Source organism: Olivibacter sp. LS-1, from assembly GCF_008245145.1.
GTDB lineage: Bacteria > Bacteroidota > Bacteroidia > Sphingobacteriales > Sphingobacteriaceae > Olivibacter > Olivibacter oleidegradans.
In genome coordinates, this window is record NZ_CP041643.1 from 1,392,201 (window position 1) to 1,408,372 (window position 16,172).

Below are 16,172 nucleotides of genomic sequence, written 5' to 3' on the forward strand. Positions count from 1 at the left end.
CTAAACTACAATGGTCTTACCCAGATATTTTTGAAGCTGATCGGTTTACTTGGATCGCCGTGAGCTTGCAACATGATCGGTGCAGGGCCATGTTGCTTGTAACTTGGCCGTCCGATATATTGAGTACCGCCTATGAGCTCTACATTATTTTGTACCAGCACCCCATTAACAAATGCCGTTACTCGAGCAGGCGTTTCCACCGAGCCATCGGATTTAAAGGTAGGCGCTGTCCAAACCACATCGTAGGTTTGCCATTCACCTGGTTTTCTTGCCGGATTTGCTAGGGGAATACGTTGCTTATAAACGGAACCCAACTGTCCGTTTACATATGTTTTGTTGTTATAAGAGTCCAGGATCTGCAACTCGTAGCCTTCATCACCATTTCCTATAGCTGCTAAAAACAAACCACTATTTCCTCTCCCTTGTCCTTCTCCATCAATATCCTGTGGGATATAGTACTCGAGGTGGAGCTGATAACTTCCGAATTTTTGCTTTGTCCAAATATTACCGGCTTTTTTATTAACCGTAAATACACCGCCTGCCACGGGCCAATCGGCCGGTTGACCCGGATTCTTTTGTGATTCCCAGGCACTCAGATCCTTGCCATCAAACAATACAATGGCGTCCGAAGGAGCCTGCCCAACAGGCGTTGCTACAACATGTGGTACGGGTTCCCATACTTCGGTGTCTTCAGGTTTCATTTTTTCTTGAGCTAAGGATGACGCTGCGGTTCCCAATAATAGGGCTGCTATAAGTAATTGATTTTTAAGCATCGCTGTAAATAAGTTGTTAATTTAATTAGCTATATGTACTTAGTGTTTAAAGTACGTTTATCAAAGGTAGTTATTCGGATAGTAAGTAGCAAGGGTTAGGAGAGAATTAGTTGAGTAGCAAATTTGTTAATTAGCCAATTAGCCAATCAGACAATTAGCCAATTAGCCAATCAAGATAATGTATGATGAAGGGGTTGCGTAATTGAGAAAACATCGACAGCCTATTGCCTAAAGCCTAATGCCTAAAGCCTTAATGATAAAATCACAAATATCAGTGGCTACTTCTTTCTTGGTCTTGAGGGGGAAAGTTACTTGTTGGTGGTTGCGGTCTATAATGGTAATCTTGTTCCGGTCGCCCGCAAAGCCGGCTCCTTTGTCTTGCATGGAATTGAGGACAATAAAATCCAGGTTCTTTTTCTTCAATTTGCCGACGGCGTTAGCGAGCTCATTGTCGGTTTCCAGTGCAAAACCTACTAGGAGCTGATGGGTTTGCTTTCTGGCTCCCAAAGTAGCTAAAATATCAGTTGTCTTTTTTAGGGCGATCGTAAAATGCGTGTCTTTTTTCTTGATTTTCCGATCTGCGACAGTTTCGGGGGTATAGTCTGCTACGGCGGCGCTCATCACGGTAATGTCAGCTTCCGCAAATGCCAATGAACAGGCATCTAGCATATCTTTCGCTGAGACCACATCAATACGTTTGACACCATTCGGAGTAGGAAGGCTGGTAGGGCCGCTTACTAAGGTCACGTCTGCTCCCAATTGATGTAACGCTTCAGCAATGGCATAACCCATTTTACCGCTGCTGTGGTTCCCAATAAAGCGTACGGGATCAATTGCCTCGTGCGTAGGTCCGGCGCTCACTAAGGCCTTTTTCCCATTTAAAGGGCCTTTCCGTTCAGAAGCTGCGTCTGCAAGTGTTTTTTCTAAGAAACGAAGGATCTCTTCAGGCTCGGCTAAACGGCCTTCCCCCACTAATCCGCTGGCAAGCTCACCCGTTCCGGGAGGTATTAACCTATTCCCGTATTCCTGTAATTTCTTAATATTGCTTTGGGTACTTGGATGAGCCCACATATCCAGGTCCATCGCAGGGGCAAGGTAGACGGGGCATTTTGCAGATAAGTAAACTGCGCAAAGCAAATTGTCACACAAGCCATTGGCCAATTTCGCTAAGGTGTTTGCGCTTGCCGGAGCAATTAACACTAAATCGGCCCATAGGCCCAACTGCACATGGTGATTCCAGGTTCCGGTCTTCTTCTCAAAATAAGCCGTTAACACCGGCTTGTTTGATAAGGTAGAAAGGGTAAGCGGGGTAATAAACTCAACAGCATCAGGTGTCATGACTACTTGTACTTCAGCGCCGGCTTTAACCAGTAGTCTGGTTAAAGCCGCGGCTTTGTAGGCGGCAATGCTTCCACATATGCCCAGTATAATCTTTTTTCCCTTTAGCATGTTAAGCTAAATGATCAGTTGCGCTTACTTTTGTTGCTCTTTAGAAGGATTTCTAAAGTAAACCTTATCGTTTAAAAATTCGTCTACAGCTACTAAAGTAGGTTTAGGAAGACGCTCGTAATGCTTCGAAATTTCGATTTGCTCGCGGTTTTCGAATACCTCTTCCAAATTGTCATTGGATGTGGCAAATTCTGCTAATTTGCTATGAAGCTCTTCCTTCATGTTGGTGGCAATCTGATTGGCACGACGACCCATAATAACGATCGATTCGTAAATATTGCCGGTTTTTTCATCTAACTCCCGTAAATCGCGGGTTACAGTGGTGTTAGGAATGGTATGCTTCTGTATATTACTCATATCTTCTTATTGTAATGTCTGTTGAGGTAACGATCCTCTTGGTTGATTATTCAGTTCTTCTTCTTTCTCTTTTTCTTTTTTCTTTTGGCTCGGTGTTAAAGACGCAATGAGTTTTTTAACCGATTCCATATCGCGCTGCGAATTTTTCTTCAAGCTTTCTGCGTCCTTTTTGTATTTACTCTCAGGATAATTGTCGATGAATCGATTTGAGAATTCAACGGCCTCTTGATAACGTGCTTCCTGACTAGGCAGTTGGCTGTTCTTCGCATAAAGATATTGCGCTTCGATGGCTAGGTACTCCATTTCTTCAGCGTACTTAGTGTCGGGATAATCCCGTAGGGAATTTTGAAAGGCAATAACCGCGGCTTTATAATCACCAACATCCAGGTAAAGCTTGGCATTGGCATATGATTTATGCTCTAATTTATCTCGCAGATCCTGAATGAATTTAGCGGCCTCTTCCGCGCGGTCGCTCTTTGGATATAAGTTGATGAATAATTGAAGTGATTCGATCGCCTTCAACGTGTTTTCCTGATCCAACGTATATACCGGCGATTCTAAATAATAGCAGTAAGCCCCCATGAAACGGCATTCTTCCGCTCGTTGGCTCTGAGGGTATTGGTCGGTGAAATTTTTAAAGTGGAATCGAGCCGATGTATAATCTCGTAAACGATAGTTGGTGTAAGCAAAATAATACATCAACTCCTCATTTTCCGGCCTTCCCCGGTATTTATTGGATAAGTCTTCAAATAAAATAAGCGCTTTTGAGTACTTTTTGTTGTTGTACAAATTGATAGCCTCCCGGTACTTCGCTACATTATCATTACCGGTGCGTAGCTTTTCAAACTTGCTCTTACATCCGATCATCCCAATTGAAAAGAGCAGCGCCGAAGCCCAAATCATTAAACGCTTGTTTATAAACATTCTGCAAAGATAAGTTAATTAAAAATATGTAGCAAATGTTTTGCTTGACGCAAAGTAATAGCATCGTAAGGCATTTGCAAAAATTTTAACAAACATTAACCTTTTAGTTGTAAGTCCTAAGCTATAAGCTTTAAGCTTCCTGTTTTCTCTCTAAAGTTCAGGCATTCCGTAAAAGAGACTTCAAATAGGCCTGTTTCCGAGCCTCCGCCTACAACTTAGAACGTAATACTTAAAACTTACGACTCACGGACGAATTCTCAAACTTTCCGTCCTAAAATGACGAGACTCCGTTGTATGCCATCCAATACAGCGATGTCCGGAAAATTACCCCATTCCCGGAAATCTTCTTTCTCGAAAAGCCGGATGCTGGGAATATTGTGGGCGAAGATAAAGGCTAAAATGGTACTCACCTGCAAGTCGGGCGCTCTTTTGATAGCCTCCCGAAGGATCATTTTTCCATATCCTTTTTTTCGTTGGCTTTCATCTATATAAATACTGATTTCGACGGTGCCATCATAAGCCGGGCGGCCATAGAAGGATTGAAAGCTAAGCCAACCAATCGTTTCGCCGCCCGTCGTCTCTACCATCCAAAGCGGGCGCGTGAGCGGATTGTGTTGATTAAACCAAGGTAGTCGGCTCTCTACGGTCACAGCTTCCGTATCTGCCGTGACCATCCTGCTGGCCACTGTACTGTTGTATATAGATACAATGGTTGGAAGATCAACGAGTTGTGCGTCGCGGTAGACTAGTATGTCTTTTTGGATATTCATTGCCTAAAGTGAATTTATGGCAAAAGAAGATAAAATTAGCCAATTTTGGGAGTTTTTAGTTGAATTGTTGGGTAGTAGAATAGTTGAGTAGGAAAATAGTTAAGTAGTTTAGTTATTGGTTACTAGTTATTTGTTATTGGTTGTGCCTGCTGGTAGGCAAGGGTTGCCGGTTACCGGATGTGCGTGATGAAATCACACGGGACTCTAGCGCGCAGGGAACAACGGCCTCATGAAATTGAGCGTCAAAAAGATTTAGGATAGCTCTGGGTAAAAATCATGTGAAGAAGCGAAGGGTGGCCTAGCGTGCGGGAGCGGCTCCGCAGGATTGAGCTTTGGGCCTAAATCTTTAGCGAAAGTACATGCAGCCTTGACTGTTTGGTTCTTTATGGTCAAGCATAAAGAACATGAAATATGGCTTAGCGCCTATAGCTTACGGCCTTATTAGTAGCAGTACGCTCGCTTAAGCCTTATACCTTAAAGCTTATTGCTTATTACCTAAAGCCCTAAATAAAAATCCCCGAGGTAATCGCTCTCGGGGAAGTTTTTACATAGGTAGATGAATGTATTTGTGATAGGTAGATGGTTTTTTTATGCTATTCTTACATTTGCTGAACCTGAACCGCTATTACTGCGGAAATTTTCCAATTCTTTCACCAATAAATCCATTAATTGTCTGTCAATTTTCTTTGCTAAATCAGATAACTTTTGAACTTTAGCCGTATTTTTCATCGATGTTTTCATAGTATATGTGACTTATCAGTTAAACATTAAAAATTGTGAACATACAATAGCTAATATCATGCCAAATACACCTTTATTCTATTTCAAAAGAATAATTGGTTAGACCGTTCAAAATAGTTGTTCTATTTATGGGCTAACATTCCGTTCCCTTTTCACTTTCGCCCCCAACTTATATGTTTCTTCCTACTATGCTCAACCTGCCCCTATTGCACATTGTTGCACAGGATTTAACGTTTATGTTACAATAAGCATTTGGTGCCAACGGTATCTTGTTAAACCTTGTATATTAGATGGTTAGAGAGCCTTTGATAAGCTTGTTTGATGGTGGTCATATTGATTACAGATGAGGTTGCATTCAAAGACGATCTAAAAGCCATATTCCTGTGAACCTATGATGAATAATACTACAGCTCTCAAAAAAAATCTTTTATCAAATGGTGCGTTATTTATTTTAAATGGAATAATAGGTTTTTGGCTTCCGCCCTATCTTATTAAAAAGTTAGGAGTGGGTGCCTATGGTATGATTCCACTGGCAACAACCATTATTGGCTACGCTTCCGTTATTACGGTAGGAATCAATGGGGCTCTTTCCCGGTTCATGGCGTTGAGTAAAGAACAGGAGGGAGACGAGGGAAGTTCGCAAGTCTTTAATACAGCCTTCATAGCGATAAGTGGTTTATTGCTTCTTTTAATTCCCTTCTTTATCATCGTCTCAACACATATAGACAAGCTCGTTTCGGTGCCAGCTGCATACGCCAAAGATACAGTGAGACTGTTTTTGTGCGTTAGTTGTTCTTTTATTTTAACCTGTGTTACTTCCGCCTTTAATGTGTCTGCCTATGTGGCTAACCGGCTTGACCTCGTTAACCAAGTAACGGTAATCAATACCCTTATACGGGTAGTGATCATTGTAAGCGTTTTCCTTTTTATCGATGTTTCATTGTTTGGTTATGGTATTGCGGTGGTATTGGGAAGCATTGCAGCAAGCAGATATAGTTTTTATCTTTTCCGACGCTACTCTCCTAATATTAAGTTTCGAATAAAAGATTTTAAGACGGCCCGTTTGTCAGCCCTATTATCTATGGGTGGATGGCTAGTGATCATTCAATTGGGAAGTATTCTTTTTTTACAAATTGATTTGCTGGTAGTTAACAAGATACTTGGCAACGAAGCCGCTGGTCAATATAGCGTTATTTTGCAATGGAGTAATCTGATCAGAACATTATCCATCTCGCTTTCTGGTGTTTTGGGTCCATTGATACTTACCCTATACGCGCGAGGAGAGATTCTACAAATGACAAAGCTTACGCTGTTATCAAATAAAGCGCTAACACTTTTTGTCACTTGTATAGTAGCGCCTCTCTGTATTTTATCTGGTGATTTATTAACTGTTTGGGTTGGTGAAGAGTTTGCGAGAATGAAATGGTTATTCCTATTAGTACTGTTACCATTACCCATCAACCTAGGGATACAACCTCTTTTCTCCTTAAACAGGGCTTATAATAAAGTAAAAGTTCCGGGGATTTTTACAGTTTTAATGGGTATGTTAAACCTTTTGTTGGCTATTACCCTCGTAAAATACACCACTTTGGGACTTTATGGCGTAGCTGTGGCAAGTGGGTTTGTATTAACGGTCAAAAATTTCGTTTTTATGCCGATCTACATAGCCCGGCATATGGGCATCAGCAAATGGACTTTCTTCAGGTCTTCTAGGTCAGCTGTAATCTTATTAAGTATAGCTGTTGCGATCGGCTATTTTTATCCTAAAATCCTTCATATTCATAGTTGGCCAGGAATCTTGCTACATGCAGCGATCCTGTTTGGCTTTTTTAGCATGCTCTCTTATGCTTTCCTTAGTAAAGAGGAAAGGCGGTTGGTTGTCAATAAATTTATTAAGAAGAAATAAAAATTTTCCAATGAACAGCATCTATTTTATTCCCGCTTCTCAGATTGAAAATACCGGAGATCTATTGATTAACAAAGTAGCCGTACAAGCGATACAGAAATACGGTGAACTTATCATCGTCGATAATCAAACGGATCGTTGGTTTATAGACGAGGTCAAGCTTACAAATGATAGGCAGCTCTCCGAAGTGAATCAAATGTCTTTAAATCGCCATATATTGGGACGCCTGATTAAATCACTTTTTCGAAAGGATAGGATATATGTGGTTTTTCCACCTGGCCATACTGCTCGTCAGGGTAAGGATATGGCTAAAATAGTCATCCAAAGAAATAAACGACTCACACTCTTCAAAACATTTGGCGTGCGAATCGTCCGTTTAGGATTTTCCATAGGCCCGTTTGATCAGGCCAATTTAGATGCGGAGGCCGCCCGTTCAAGACTGTGCTATTTCTATGGGCTAAGAGATAAAGGGTCTTTGGATACAGCCATACGAGGTAAGTTTAAAAATCCACAATTATTTCCAGACCTGGCTTGGAACTACGAGCCCTCTATCGCTATTCCCCCCATCCAAGATGATTCTTACATCGTTTTAAGTTTTCGGTCGAACGTTTATGGTAAGGAGTATGATGAAGCTTACTTTAAACCGTATGTCGATCGGCTGAAGATGATTCTGACAGCGCTGGTTTTCCGAAAATTTCGGATTGTGATTTCATATCAAGTTAAATACGACCGTGAGGCTTCTTTTATTCTAAAAAGAGCATTAGAAAATGATTTTGAGGTACAGCTCATCGATAAAAAGCTCCTATTAGACGAGGCAGCACAAATTTATAGTAAAGCCAAATTCGTCATTAGTAATCGTCTCCACGTACTGTTATTTGCACTACAGTGCCATACGGCTTCTTTTCCTTTAATCGATCCTATCGGTAATAAGAAGATTTATCACATTTGGGAAGATAATAAAATGAGCGATGCAATCTTAGACATCAATGCAACACCTGAGGAAAATACTGCTATTATTCAAAAAGGCGTCGATGATGAAAACTCTATCTTGAAGCCTTTTATTCGGGCGTGCAAAGAAAATAGAAAGATTACTGAAGAGCTCTTGGAACGAGTCTTTCGATAATCACAGTTTTACCTGTCTAATCACATTTTTGATATTCAGCTCAATAATGTCAGTCATACTTTTACATAAGTGGTAATCCTGATTTTTGTAATGGGCTGCCAGTTGATTTTTCAGCATGGCGATATTTTCCGGCGGAGAGAGCTGTTCGTTTTGTGATACATCTCGAAGTGCCGCCAAACGATGGCGCTCAATGCGTACCCGATGTACAATGGAAGAGCGTTCTTCCTGTTGGTATTGCAACACTGTTTTTTCGGTGAGGTGTTCCATGGATAGTTTTACATAAGGTAAATTCTCTTTGAAGAACTGGGGCATATATACTTTCATATTGCCCTCGTAAAACTCCTGGTCGAAATCGATAGCGCGGATCCTGAATTGAAAATCATCAAAGTCGGGCGTTATCTGCATTACATAGTTGTAGGAACGCATATCTCCCAAAAGCATAATAAGGCAACGTTCATTAAATTTTACGAACTCTTTTGCAATCCGAATGGGATTGTAATCCGGATTCTCCAGTAAACGCTTCGCGAACACGTCTCCGGGCAAGCCTACAATATGCTCCTCCACTAAAGTATCACCGTCCACAGTAAAGTTCACGCGATTAGGCGACATGATCTCTTCCAGTTCTAGTCCATAAATGCGGGACGCGTCTGCTTGTTTAATATAAAAATAATCATATACATCATTTAAACGATTCACAATACGGATACGAAATGGATGTGTATTGCCGAATGTACAGTAATCTATACGATCAATAAATTTATGCTCCACTATGCGATTATTTCCGGAAGCTTTTAGAAGGGCATAAATCTGCTTCAGCCCTTCGTGGATATGCGCTACCTCGTGGGGCGGATAGAGGGGTGTTTCCCAAAGGGTGTCCTTTCCTTCTTTATCGTAAACGGGTACACTATCTGTAAAATTACGTAATTCGCTGTAGCTAAGCGGTAGTTTTGACTCTCGTTGATACTCTCTTAGATATTTACGTAAGGCAGGTTTCACTGGAAAAATAGGTTTTTTCCGTGATATTTTAACATCTCCTGTAGGGACCGGTCCTTCTACTTTTAAACTCATCTTCCTAGCAATTTATCTACAAAGCCCTTAGGCCGTCAGGCTTCTCAAAGATAGCTTTTATTCGTTAAATATTGGCTATAGGGTATAGGCGATAAGCGATAGGCTTTAGGGTATAAGGTGTAAGGTATAATAAGGCCATAAGCTATAGACGCTAAGCCATATTTCATGTTCTTTATGCTTGACCATAAAGAACCAAACAGTCAAGGCTGCATGTACTTTCGCTAAAGATTTAGGCCCGAAGCTCAATCCTGCGGAGCCGCTCCCGCACGCTAGGCCACCCTTCGCTTCTTCACATGATTTTTTACCCGCGGCTATCCTAAATCTTTTTGACGCTCAATTTCATGAGGCCGTGTTCCCTGCGCGCTAGAGCCCCGTGTGATTTCATCACGCACATCCGGTAACCGGCAACCCTTGCCTACCAGCAGGCACAACCAATAACAAATAACTAGTAACCAATAACTAAACTACTTAACTATTTTCCTACTCTACTACTCAACTAATCCTATTTACCTTGAAGCAAATATTTCATGTTCTTTATGCTTGACCATAAAGAACCAAACAGTCAAGGCTGCATGTACTTTCGCTAAAGATTTAGGCCCGAAGCTCAATCCTGCGGAGCCGCTCCCGCACGCTAGGCCACCCTTCGCTTCTTCACATGATTTTTTACCCAGAGCTATCCTAAATCTTTTTGACGCTCAATTTCATGAGGCCGTTGTTTCCTATGCCCTAGAACCCTGTGTGATTTCATCACGCACATCCGGTAACCGGCAACCCTTGCCTACCAGCAGGCACAACCAATAACAAATAACTAGTAACCAATAACTAAACTACTTAACTATTTTCCTACTCTACTACTCAACTAATCCTATTTACCTTGAAGCAAATATTTCATGTTCTTTATGCTTGACCATAAAGAACCAACAGTCAAGGCTGCATGTACTTTCGCTAAAGATTTAGGCCCAAAGCTCAATCCTGCGGAGCCGCTCCCGCACGCTAGGCCACCCTTCGCTTCTTCACATGATTTTTTACCCAGAGCTATCCTAAATCTTTTTGACGCTCAATTTCATGAGGCCGTTGTTTCCTATGCCCTAGAACCCTGTGTGATTTCATCACGCACATCCGGTAACCGGCAACCCTTGCCTACCAGCAGGCACAACCAATAACAAATAACTAGTATCCAATAACTAAACTATTTAACTATTTTCCTACTCTATTGCTCTACTACTTAACGTATAGGCAATAGGCTTTAGGGTATAAGGTATACGGTGTAAGGTATAATAAGGCCATAAGCTATAGGCGCTAAGCCATATTTCATGTTCTTTATGCTTGACCATAAAGAACCAAACAGTCAAGGCTGCATGTACTTTCGCTAAAGATTTAGGCCCGAAGCTCAATCCTGCGGAGCCGCTCCCGCACGCTAGGCCACCCTTCGCTTCTTCACATGATTTTTACCCAGAGCTACCCTAAATCTTTTTGACGCTCAATTTCATGAGGCCGTTGTTTCCCTGCGCGCTAGAGCCCCGTGTGATTTCATCACGCACATCCGGTAACCGGCAACCCTTGCCTACCAGCAGGCACAACCAGTAACAAATAACTAGTAACCAATAACTAAACTACTTAACTATTTTCCTACTCTACTACTTAACGTATAGGCAATAGGCTTAGGGTATAAGGTGTAAGGTATAATAAGGCCATAGGCTATAGGCTCTAAGCATTAAGCCATTCATATCGCACGATTTATTCCCATTTCTTCTCTTTATTCTTTAGAGTACAAACTAACGATAATTCATAGTTCCTTCCCACCGGCAGGCCCAACCAATAACAAATAACTAGTAACCAATAACTAAACTACTTAACTATTTTCCTACTCAACTATTTAACTACTTAACAAATAGACAAAGAACGCCCAAAATTTGTAATTTAGTTGAATAAGTATAAAAACCAATAAGCTAATCCATGAAAAAAATCGTTAAATACCTGCTTTTATGTATGTTTCTGATCAGTCAATCCCTACGAGCCCAAAACTATCAAGCCAATTGGCAATCCATTGATCAACGAGAAATTCCACAGTGGTGGCAAGATGCCAAATTTGGGATTTTCATTCATTGGGGTCCTTATTCCGTTCCGGCTTATGCGCCTATAAAAGAAGTGGAAGGGGTGTATGAAAAATATGCCGAACATTATGAAAATCGATTGAAAACTAAGAACAAACTGTTTCTCGATTTCCATAACAAGACGTATGGACCCAATCTTACCTATCAGGATTTTGCTCCGCTATTCAAAGCAGAACATTTTAAACCCGAACAATGGGCTGAACTGTTTAAAAAAGCAGGAGCCAAATATGTCGTATTGACATCGAAACACCACGATGGTTTTTGCTTATGGCCCAGTAAGTATAGTCCTAATTGGAATAGCGTCGATATCGGTGCCCATCGCGACTTGGCCGGTGATTTAACGAAGGCTGTAAGGACCTCCGGTTTACGGATGGGCTTTTACTATTCGCTGCTCGAGTGGAGCCATCCACTTTATAAAAAGGAAAGTATCGAACAATGGGTGGATCGTTACATGATCCCCCAAATGCAAGAACTCGTGAATGCCTACCAACCCGAAGTGATTTTTGCTGATGGTGAGTGGGACTACCCGAGTGAAACACTTAAGAGCACGACTTTTTTATCTTGGCTTTATAATGAGTCGCCCGTCAGGCAACAGGTGGTAGTAAACGACCGATGGGGCAAAGAAACACGGAGCAAGCACGGTGGTTATTACACGACAGAGTATGATTTGGTACACGATCAAAAAGGTATAGGCGATCAAGCCTCCCATCCCTGGGAGGAGAGCCGCGGTATCGGTACTTCCTATGGTTACAATCGATTTGAAACAACCGAAGACTATTTTACGTCAAAGCAGCTTATTGATCTCTTGATTGATAAGGTGAGCAACGGCGGAAATTTATTGCTCAACGTCGGCCCAACGGCCGATGGTAGGATCCCAGTTATCATGCAAGAACGTTTGTTGGACATGGGCAAATGGTTAGCGGTTAATGGTGAAGCAATTTACGGCACTCGGGCTTGGGTGTCAAGACCGAATAATAGCAAGGATACACACCGCTATTTTACCGCCAAAGGGAAAGATCTTTACCTCATCTGTACCGAATGGCAAAATGGGACCTTTCATATTCCTTTGCCACGGAAGCCGGTACGAGTCAGTTTATTAGGACATTCAGGTGCGATATCATCCGATTTTCAAAAGCAGCAGCTCACCATCGAAGCACCTCCCTTTAATCCCAATACAGCGCCCTGTAATTATGCTTGGGTATACAAATTAGAAGGCGTATTGGAATAAAGCGTTTTCTCGACCTGCGGATTCCCTATTTGGGGATCCGTATAACCCGCTTTGCCTGTTTCAACTTTACCGGCGTAAGCCCAGCGAAAACCCGGATAGCCCTCAATGGAAATCTCCATATCGTACCATTGATGGCTGTCGCTTAAGTTGATGAGTTGCGACAGCTGCTGATTGGCCCTTACCTCCAGGTGAACGGGGGCCTTTCCATAAGCCATATCCCGGATCGCTACGCGCAACGACTGGTTTCCCTTGTTTTCGAATAAGAGAATTGCATTGCCGGTAAATCCTTCGCCGACTTGCTCGTTCGTTAATCTGATGGTACAGGCAGGCATTTTTCCTTGATTTTGGAAACCTCTATAAAACCCATTCGGTCCGTGTACCTGTAAGTCAAAAGCTTCTTGCTCCATTTCAAATCGATCGCTAAGCTGATCACCGGCTTTCACCGCGTAAGAGCGAATGGCATGAGGAGTGTAGACGGTAAACGGTGCACCTGCACTTTTTTTTCCGAAAAGCTCATCACCGACTCTTAAATTCAATTGAAAAGAATCCTGAACCCTTTCACCTTCGGCATAAAGCTCATAAGGCAGCGCACACGCTGCCTTGATGCCAGGCTCTTGGCGTGGCATTCGGACCAGTTGATGCGGTTTATCCATCCCTTTTTGCAGTTCATCCGGTTTCAGGGCCTCAAAACCTGACGGAATTTCTTTATACTGCGCTTGATGAATCCCTTCAACATACGGATTACGCTGGATAAAGGGAAGCTTGTCATTCGCGGGCAACGCTTTTGCTACAGTAAATACTGAAGTCAAATCACCACATACGGTTCTCCGCCAGCTACTGATATTTTCTTCGTGCAATTCTTTCTTAAACTTATGATAAACCCATTTTTCCAGAAATTGCAGGGTAGACGTATGATCAAACACTTGCGAGCAAACCTTACCGCCTCGCGTCCAAGGCGATGCCACAATTAGAGGCACTCGAAAGCCAAGGCCGATAGCCGCTCCGCGTGCTTCCTTTGTGGATTTACCATCTGCCAGCTCTTCCTCCAGGGTAATGTATTCTATTTTTGTGTCAATGCCCTCCGAGCATTTGCCACTGTTACTCTTATAAGGGTTCGGCGGCACAAAGGGAGGAATGTGATCAAAATAACCATCATTTTCGTCATAGGTAAGGATAAGGATCGTTTTTTGCCATACCTCCGGATTTTTGGTGAGAATATCCATAATTTCCGATACATACCAGGAGCCGTACCAAGGCGAGGTCGGATGATCAGAATATTTTTCAGCCGGTATCATCCAGGAAACCGCGGGTAGCTGACCACTTTCTACATCCCTTCTGAATTGATAAAGCACATCACCTCTAGGTACCGATAATTCACGTTCAACACCTTGGTTATCCCGATAAGACAAGCGCTCAAGATCATGGTAATGAGGATCTGCTGCATTGGTGGTAAAAGCCTTCTTGAATAGATTTTTCTCTCGAGATGACAATTGTTCAAAATGCCGTTGGCTCCACCGCTCTATCGCCTGTTTGGCCTCTTGCCATACTGCTTCCTTTTTTTTCAGCGCTTCCTTTGTTTTTTGATAAGTTTGATCGTGCGGCTTTAAGGATTGCAGCTTTTCTTGTAGCGCCTGTATCTCCTTAGGCAGCTCGTCCACTTGTTTTTTTAAACTCTTTGTATAGCGCGACGCGAAGTGAATATGATACTGCTCAAAAAACTCCAGGGGATTACAGGAAAAACTACTCAGCCACGAGCGTTCCTCCCCTTCAAACCCACCGCCAAAGCTCACGTCGTTTTGGTAGGCGCGCCAAGATACCCCGGCTTCTTCCAGTCGTTCCGGAAAAGTTTTCCACTTCGCTTCGCCGCGTTGCAGTTCATTCCTTATCCAAGCTTTACTTTTCGGATCGGCCGATTCACGAATGGTCCCGGTCCAGAAAAATAAACGATTGGGCCAAGTGCTGGTCATGCCCGAACAGAAATTTTGATCACATACCGTAAAGGCATCTGCGAGTGCATAATTGAATGGAAGGTCGAGGCGGTTATAGTATCCCATTGTTAAAGGGATGTGTTCATAGGGTTTCTTTTTCTTCGCCTCAATCCATTGGTCGTGCCGCCCCTCATGGTAAGCGTCTACCTGCGATTGGCGTGAATGCGGTACAGCCCCCATCCAAGTGGCCTTGCTATCCCGAAGATCGAAATGAAAGGGCGCATAGGTATTGCCCTTAGCGTCCGACTGGAACCAGATGGGACAGTGGTTGGCTTGGCGGATAAAACGTGGGTCATTAAAACCACGTACCCCTGCAAGCGTACCTAAAGCATGATCAAAAGAACGGTTTTCTTGCATTAATATCACCACATGTTCCGCATCCATAAAGGTCGTTCCCGGTGCCGGAGCAATTGCTAAAGCCCGTTGAATTGAAGGAGGGATCGTACTTGCCAAACCGGTGCTTCCCGCATATAATAGCAGTTTTTTTAGAAAATCCCGACGGTTATCCATTTTGTATGATTTATAATCGTATCTACAGGCTTAAAGTACAACAAATACTATTCATTACATTATTATCTCATTTTTTTTACAACAAAGCGTGATGAATACCCCATGTTTTTGCTACGCCTTTCGTGCATGCACACTGTGCAGATTCCCCTTAAGTTTGTCTAGCAATTCAAAAGAGATTGCTAGATACACTAAACTTATTTTTTTATACTTAAATCGAGCTTATGAAGTTTAAATTTCTACTTGCTTTAGTAGCTGTTGTTTGCTTTAGTTGCACCAAAGAATCTGCTCCTTTGGTGCCCGTCGAGATTACCATCGTTAGTAAAAGTGGTATATTGGAAATCCATTATACACCCGATAGAATTGATACACTGACCAAAAAACAAGGTTCAATGACCCTACAAATGCTAGACGGCGACTTAATTACAATTAAACGAATTTGTCCGGAAGCCGGCGCTTTGGAATATAACATTAAGACCCCAACCTCCAGTTATCTATCCATACTGATGAAAAATGGGGATGAAAATCGACATCTTATTCCAAAGTATTAAAACGATTGATGCTAGAGGCGCAATTGCTATTTCAAAAAAATAATGCGTTCTTTCTTTTAAATGACTGATAATTTGTAACTTAGCAATAAGTCGTTGTTTAACTCGAAATACCTGCATTATGATGAAAGCTTTACGTTTTAAACTGATACCCACTGCCCGTAATCATTTGGCCGATTCCATTACCATCGCTTGGGGCTTACTTTTTATGTTCGGTCTCTATAGTATCGTCCGTAGAGGGCTCTCTTTCCCCATGATTGCGCTAATGAGCGGTGCCCTTTTGAATATCCTCTTTCAGTTCCGTAGCCGACGCGGCCGCTATGGTTTCCAAAATCCCTATAGAAATGCGGAAGGCAAATATGTGCCGCCACCCGCAAAAGAAGGGTGGGAAGACTAAAACAGCAATTTTTATCTGAACGGTCTTCTTTTTGTAATAAAAATCTAGTAACTCTATATACTTTAAGTAATATCTGATATATTTGCCGCATCAAAACGCTAACGATGCATACTTATCCAGAAAGACGGAGGGAAAGGCCCGAAGAAGTCTTAGCAACCTGTAAACTCTGTTACAAGGTGCTCATTCCTTTCTGCTATATGCAGAGCTGATAAGTCGAACAATCATATCCATTCCGGAACGATATGGTTCATTCGCACCACCGCCTGAAAAGGCATAGGT

Annotated in this window: 13 protein-coding genes and 1 riboswitch; of the genes, 5 read left to right on the plus strand and 8 right to left on the minus strand. The window is 42.3% G+C overall.

The window, feature by feature from the left end; all coding sequences use genetic code 11:
- Positions 1 to 5 precede the first annotated feature (5 nt).
- The 6 genes from FKG96_RS05740 to FKG96_RS26665 form a co-directional block, all read right to left on the minus strand.
- Positions 6 to 773, minus strand: coding sequence for a DUF1080 domain-containing protein (locus FKG96_RS05740; protein WP_013665047.1), 768 nt, complete (start codon positions 771 to 773; stop codon positions 6 to 8).
- A gap of 228 nt (positions 774 to 1,001) precedes the next feature.
- Positions 1,002 to 2,222 (minus strand): bifunctional phosphopantothenoylcysteine decarboxylase/phosphopantothenate--cysteine ligase CoaBC, encoded by a 1,221-nt coding sequence (coaBC, locus tag FKG96_RS05745; RefSeq protein WP_149105198.1) that lies wholly within the window; start codon positions 2,220 to 2,222, stop codon positions 1,002 to 1,004.
- Positions 2,223 to 2,246: 24 nt separating this feature from the next.
- Positions 2,247 to 2,579, minus strand: a complete 333-nt coding sequence (locus FKG96_RS05750; RefSeq protein WP_013665049.1) for a DNA-directed RNA polymerase subunit omega — start codon at positions 2,577 to 2,579, stop codon at positions 2,247 to 2,249.
- A gap of 6 nt (positions 2,580 to 2,585) precedes the next feature.
- Positions 2,586 to 3,482, minus strand: a complete 897-nt coding sequence (locus FKG96_RS05755) for an outer membrane protein assembly factor BamD (RefSeq protein ID WP_013665050.1) — start codon at positions 3,480 to 3,482, stop codon at positions 2,586 to 2,588.
- 278 nt (positions 3,483 to 3,760) lie between these two features.
- Positions 3,761 to 4,273 (minus strand): GNAT family N-acetyltransferase, encoded by a 513-nt coding sequence (locus tag FKG96_RS05760; RefSeq protein ID WP_013665051.1) that lies wholly within the window; start codon positions 4,271 to 4,273, stop codon positions 3,761 to 3,763.
- Between the two features lie 588 nt (positions 4,274 to 4,861).
- A complete protein-coding gene (locus tag FKG96_RS26665) occupies positions 4,862 to 5,014 on the minus strand; it encodes a hypothetical protein (protein WP_165446892.1) in 153 nt (50 codons plus the stop codon).
- Between the two features lie 391 nt (positions 5,015 to 5,405).
- Between FKG96_RS26665 and FKG96_RS05765 the strand changes: the two genes are divergently transcribed.
- Complete coding sequence (locus FKG96_RS05765; RefSeq protein ID WP_130854385.1) at positions 5,406 to 6,920, plus strand: oligosaccharide flippase family protein; 1,515 nt, start codon at positions 5,406 to 5,408, stop codon at positions 6,918 to 6,920.
- Positions 6,921 to 6,930: 10 nt separating this feature from the next.
- Positions 6,931 to 8,043, plus strand: a complete 1,113-nt coding sequence (locus FKG96_RS05770) for a polysaccharide pyruvyl transferase family protein (protein ID WP_165446891.1) — start codon at positions 6,931 to 6,933, stop codon at positions 8,041 to 8,043.
- Here FKG96_RS05770 and FKG96_RS05775 read toward each other — a convergent pair whose 3' ends face one another.
- On the minus strand, positions 8,044 to 9,111 hold the full coding sequence (locus FKG96_RS05775; RefSeq protein ID WP_130854383.1) for a hypothetical protein: 1,068 nt from the start codon (positions 9,109 to 9,111) through the stop codon (positions 8,044 to 8,046).
- 1,956 nt (positions 9,112 to 11,067) lie between these two features.
- On the opposite strand from FKG96_RS05775, the gene FKG96_RS05780 reads away from it, so the two are divergent.
- The gene (locus tag FKG96_RS05780; RefSeq protein WP_130854382.1) at positions 11,068 to 12,453 is read left to right on the plus strand and encodes an alpha-L-fucosidase; all 1,386 of its coding nucleotides are present in this window, start codon (positions 11,068 to 11,070) and stop codon (positions 12,451 to 12,453) included.
- Here the strand turns inward: FKG96_RS05780 and FKG96_RS05785 are convergent.
- Entirely contained in the window at positions 12,414 to 14,951 is a 2,538-nt protein-coding gene (locus FKG96_RS05785) for a phosphocholine-specific phospholipase C (RefSeq protein ID WP_130854381.1), read from the minus strand. The genes FKG96_RS05780 and FKG96_RS05785 overlap by 40 nt on opposite strands.
- Before the next feature lie 221 nt (positions 14,952 to 15,172).
- Between FKG96_RS05785 and FKG96_RS05790 the strand changes: the two genes are divergently transcribed.
- Positions 15,173 to 15,499, plus strand: a complete 327-nt coding sequence (locus tag FKG96_RS05790) for a hypothetical protein (RefSeq protein WP_013665056.1) — start codon at positions 15,173 to 15,175, stop codon at positions 15,497 to 15,499.
- A 118-nt stretch (positions 15,500 to 15,617) separates the two neighbouring features.
- Positions 15,618 to 15,893 carry a hypothetical protein gene (locus FKG96_RS05795; protein ID WP_013665057.1) on the plus strand — a complete coding sequence of 92 codons (276 nt, stop codon included), beginning with the start codon at positions 15,618 to 15,620 and terminating at the stop codon, positions 15,891 to 15,893.
- Between the two features lie 109 nt (positions 15,894 to 16,002).
- Positions 16,003 to 16,108, plus strand: a riboswitch (SAM riboswitch).
- Positions 16,109 to 16,172: the final 64 nt, after the last annotated feature.

What these genes read in the sequence shown, in the direction of transcription:
- FKG96_RS05740 (WP_013665047.1), bottom strand. Translation starts at nt 773, where the DNA reads ATGCTTAAAAATCAATTACTTATAGCAGCCCTATTATTGGGAACCGCA.
- coaBC (WP_149105198.1), bottom strand. Translation starts at nt 2,222, where the DNA reads ATGCTAAAGGGAAAAAAGATTATACTGGGCATATGTGGAAGCATTGCC.
- FKG96_RS05750 (WP_013665049.1), bottom strand. Translation starts at nt 2,579, where the DNA reads ATGAGTAATATACAGAAGCATACCATTCCTAACACCACTGTAACCCGC.
- FKG96_RS05755 (WP_013665050.1), bottom strand. Translation starts at nt 3,482, where the DNA reads ATGATTTGGGCTTCGGCGCTGCTCTTTTCAATTGGGATGATCGGATGT.
- FKG96_RS05760 (WP_013665051.1), bottom strand. Translation starts at nt 4,273, where the DNA reads ATGAATATCCAAAAAGACATACTAGTCTACCGCGACGCACAACTCGTT.
- FKG96_RS26665 (WP_165446892.1), bottom strand. Translation starts at nt 5,014, where the DNA reads ATGAAAACATCGATGAAAAATACGGCTAAAGTTCAAAAGTTATCTGAT.
- FKG96_RS05765 (WP_130854385.1), top strand. Translation starts at nt 5,406, where the DNA reads ATGATGAATAATACTACAGCTCTCAAAAAAAATCTTTTATCAAATGGT.
- FKG96_RS05770 (WP_165446891.1), top strand. Translation starts at nt 6,931, where the DNA reads ATGAACAGCATCTATTTTATTCCCGCTTCTCAGATTGAAAATACCGGA.
- FKG96_RS05775 (WP_130854383.1), bottom strand. Translation starts at nt 9,111, where the DNA reads ATGAGTTTAAAAGTAGAAGGACCGGTCCCTACAGGAGATGTTAAAATA.
- FKG96_RS05780 (WP_130854382.1), top strand. Translation starts at nt 11,068, where the DNA reads ATGAAAAAAATCGTTAAATACCTGCTTTTATGTATGTTTCTGATCAGT.
- FKG96_RS05785 (WP_130854381.1), bottom strand. Translation starts at nt 14,951, where the DNA reads ATGGATAACCGTCGGGATTTTCTAAAAAAACTGCTATTATATGCGGGA.
- FKG96_RS05790 (WP_013665056.1), top strand. Translation starts at nt 15,173, where the DNA reads ATGAAGTTTAAATTTCTACTTGCTTTAGTAGCTGTTGTTTGCTTTAGT.
- FKG96_RS05795 (WP_013665057.1), top strand. Translation starts at nt 15,618, where the DNA reads ATGATGAAAGCTTTACGTTTTAAACTGATACCCACTGCCCGTAATCAT.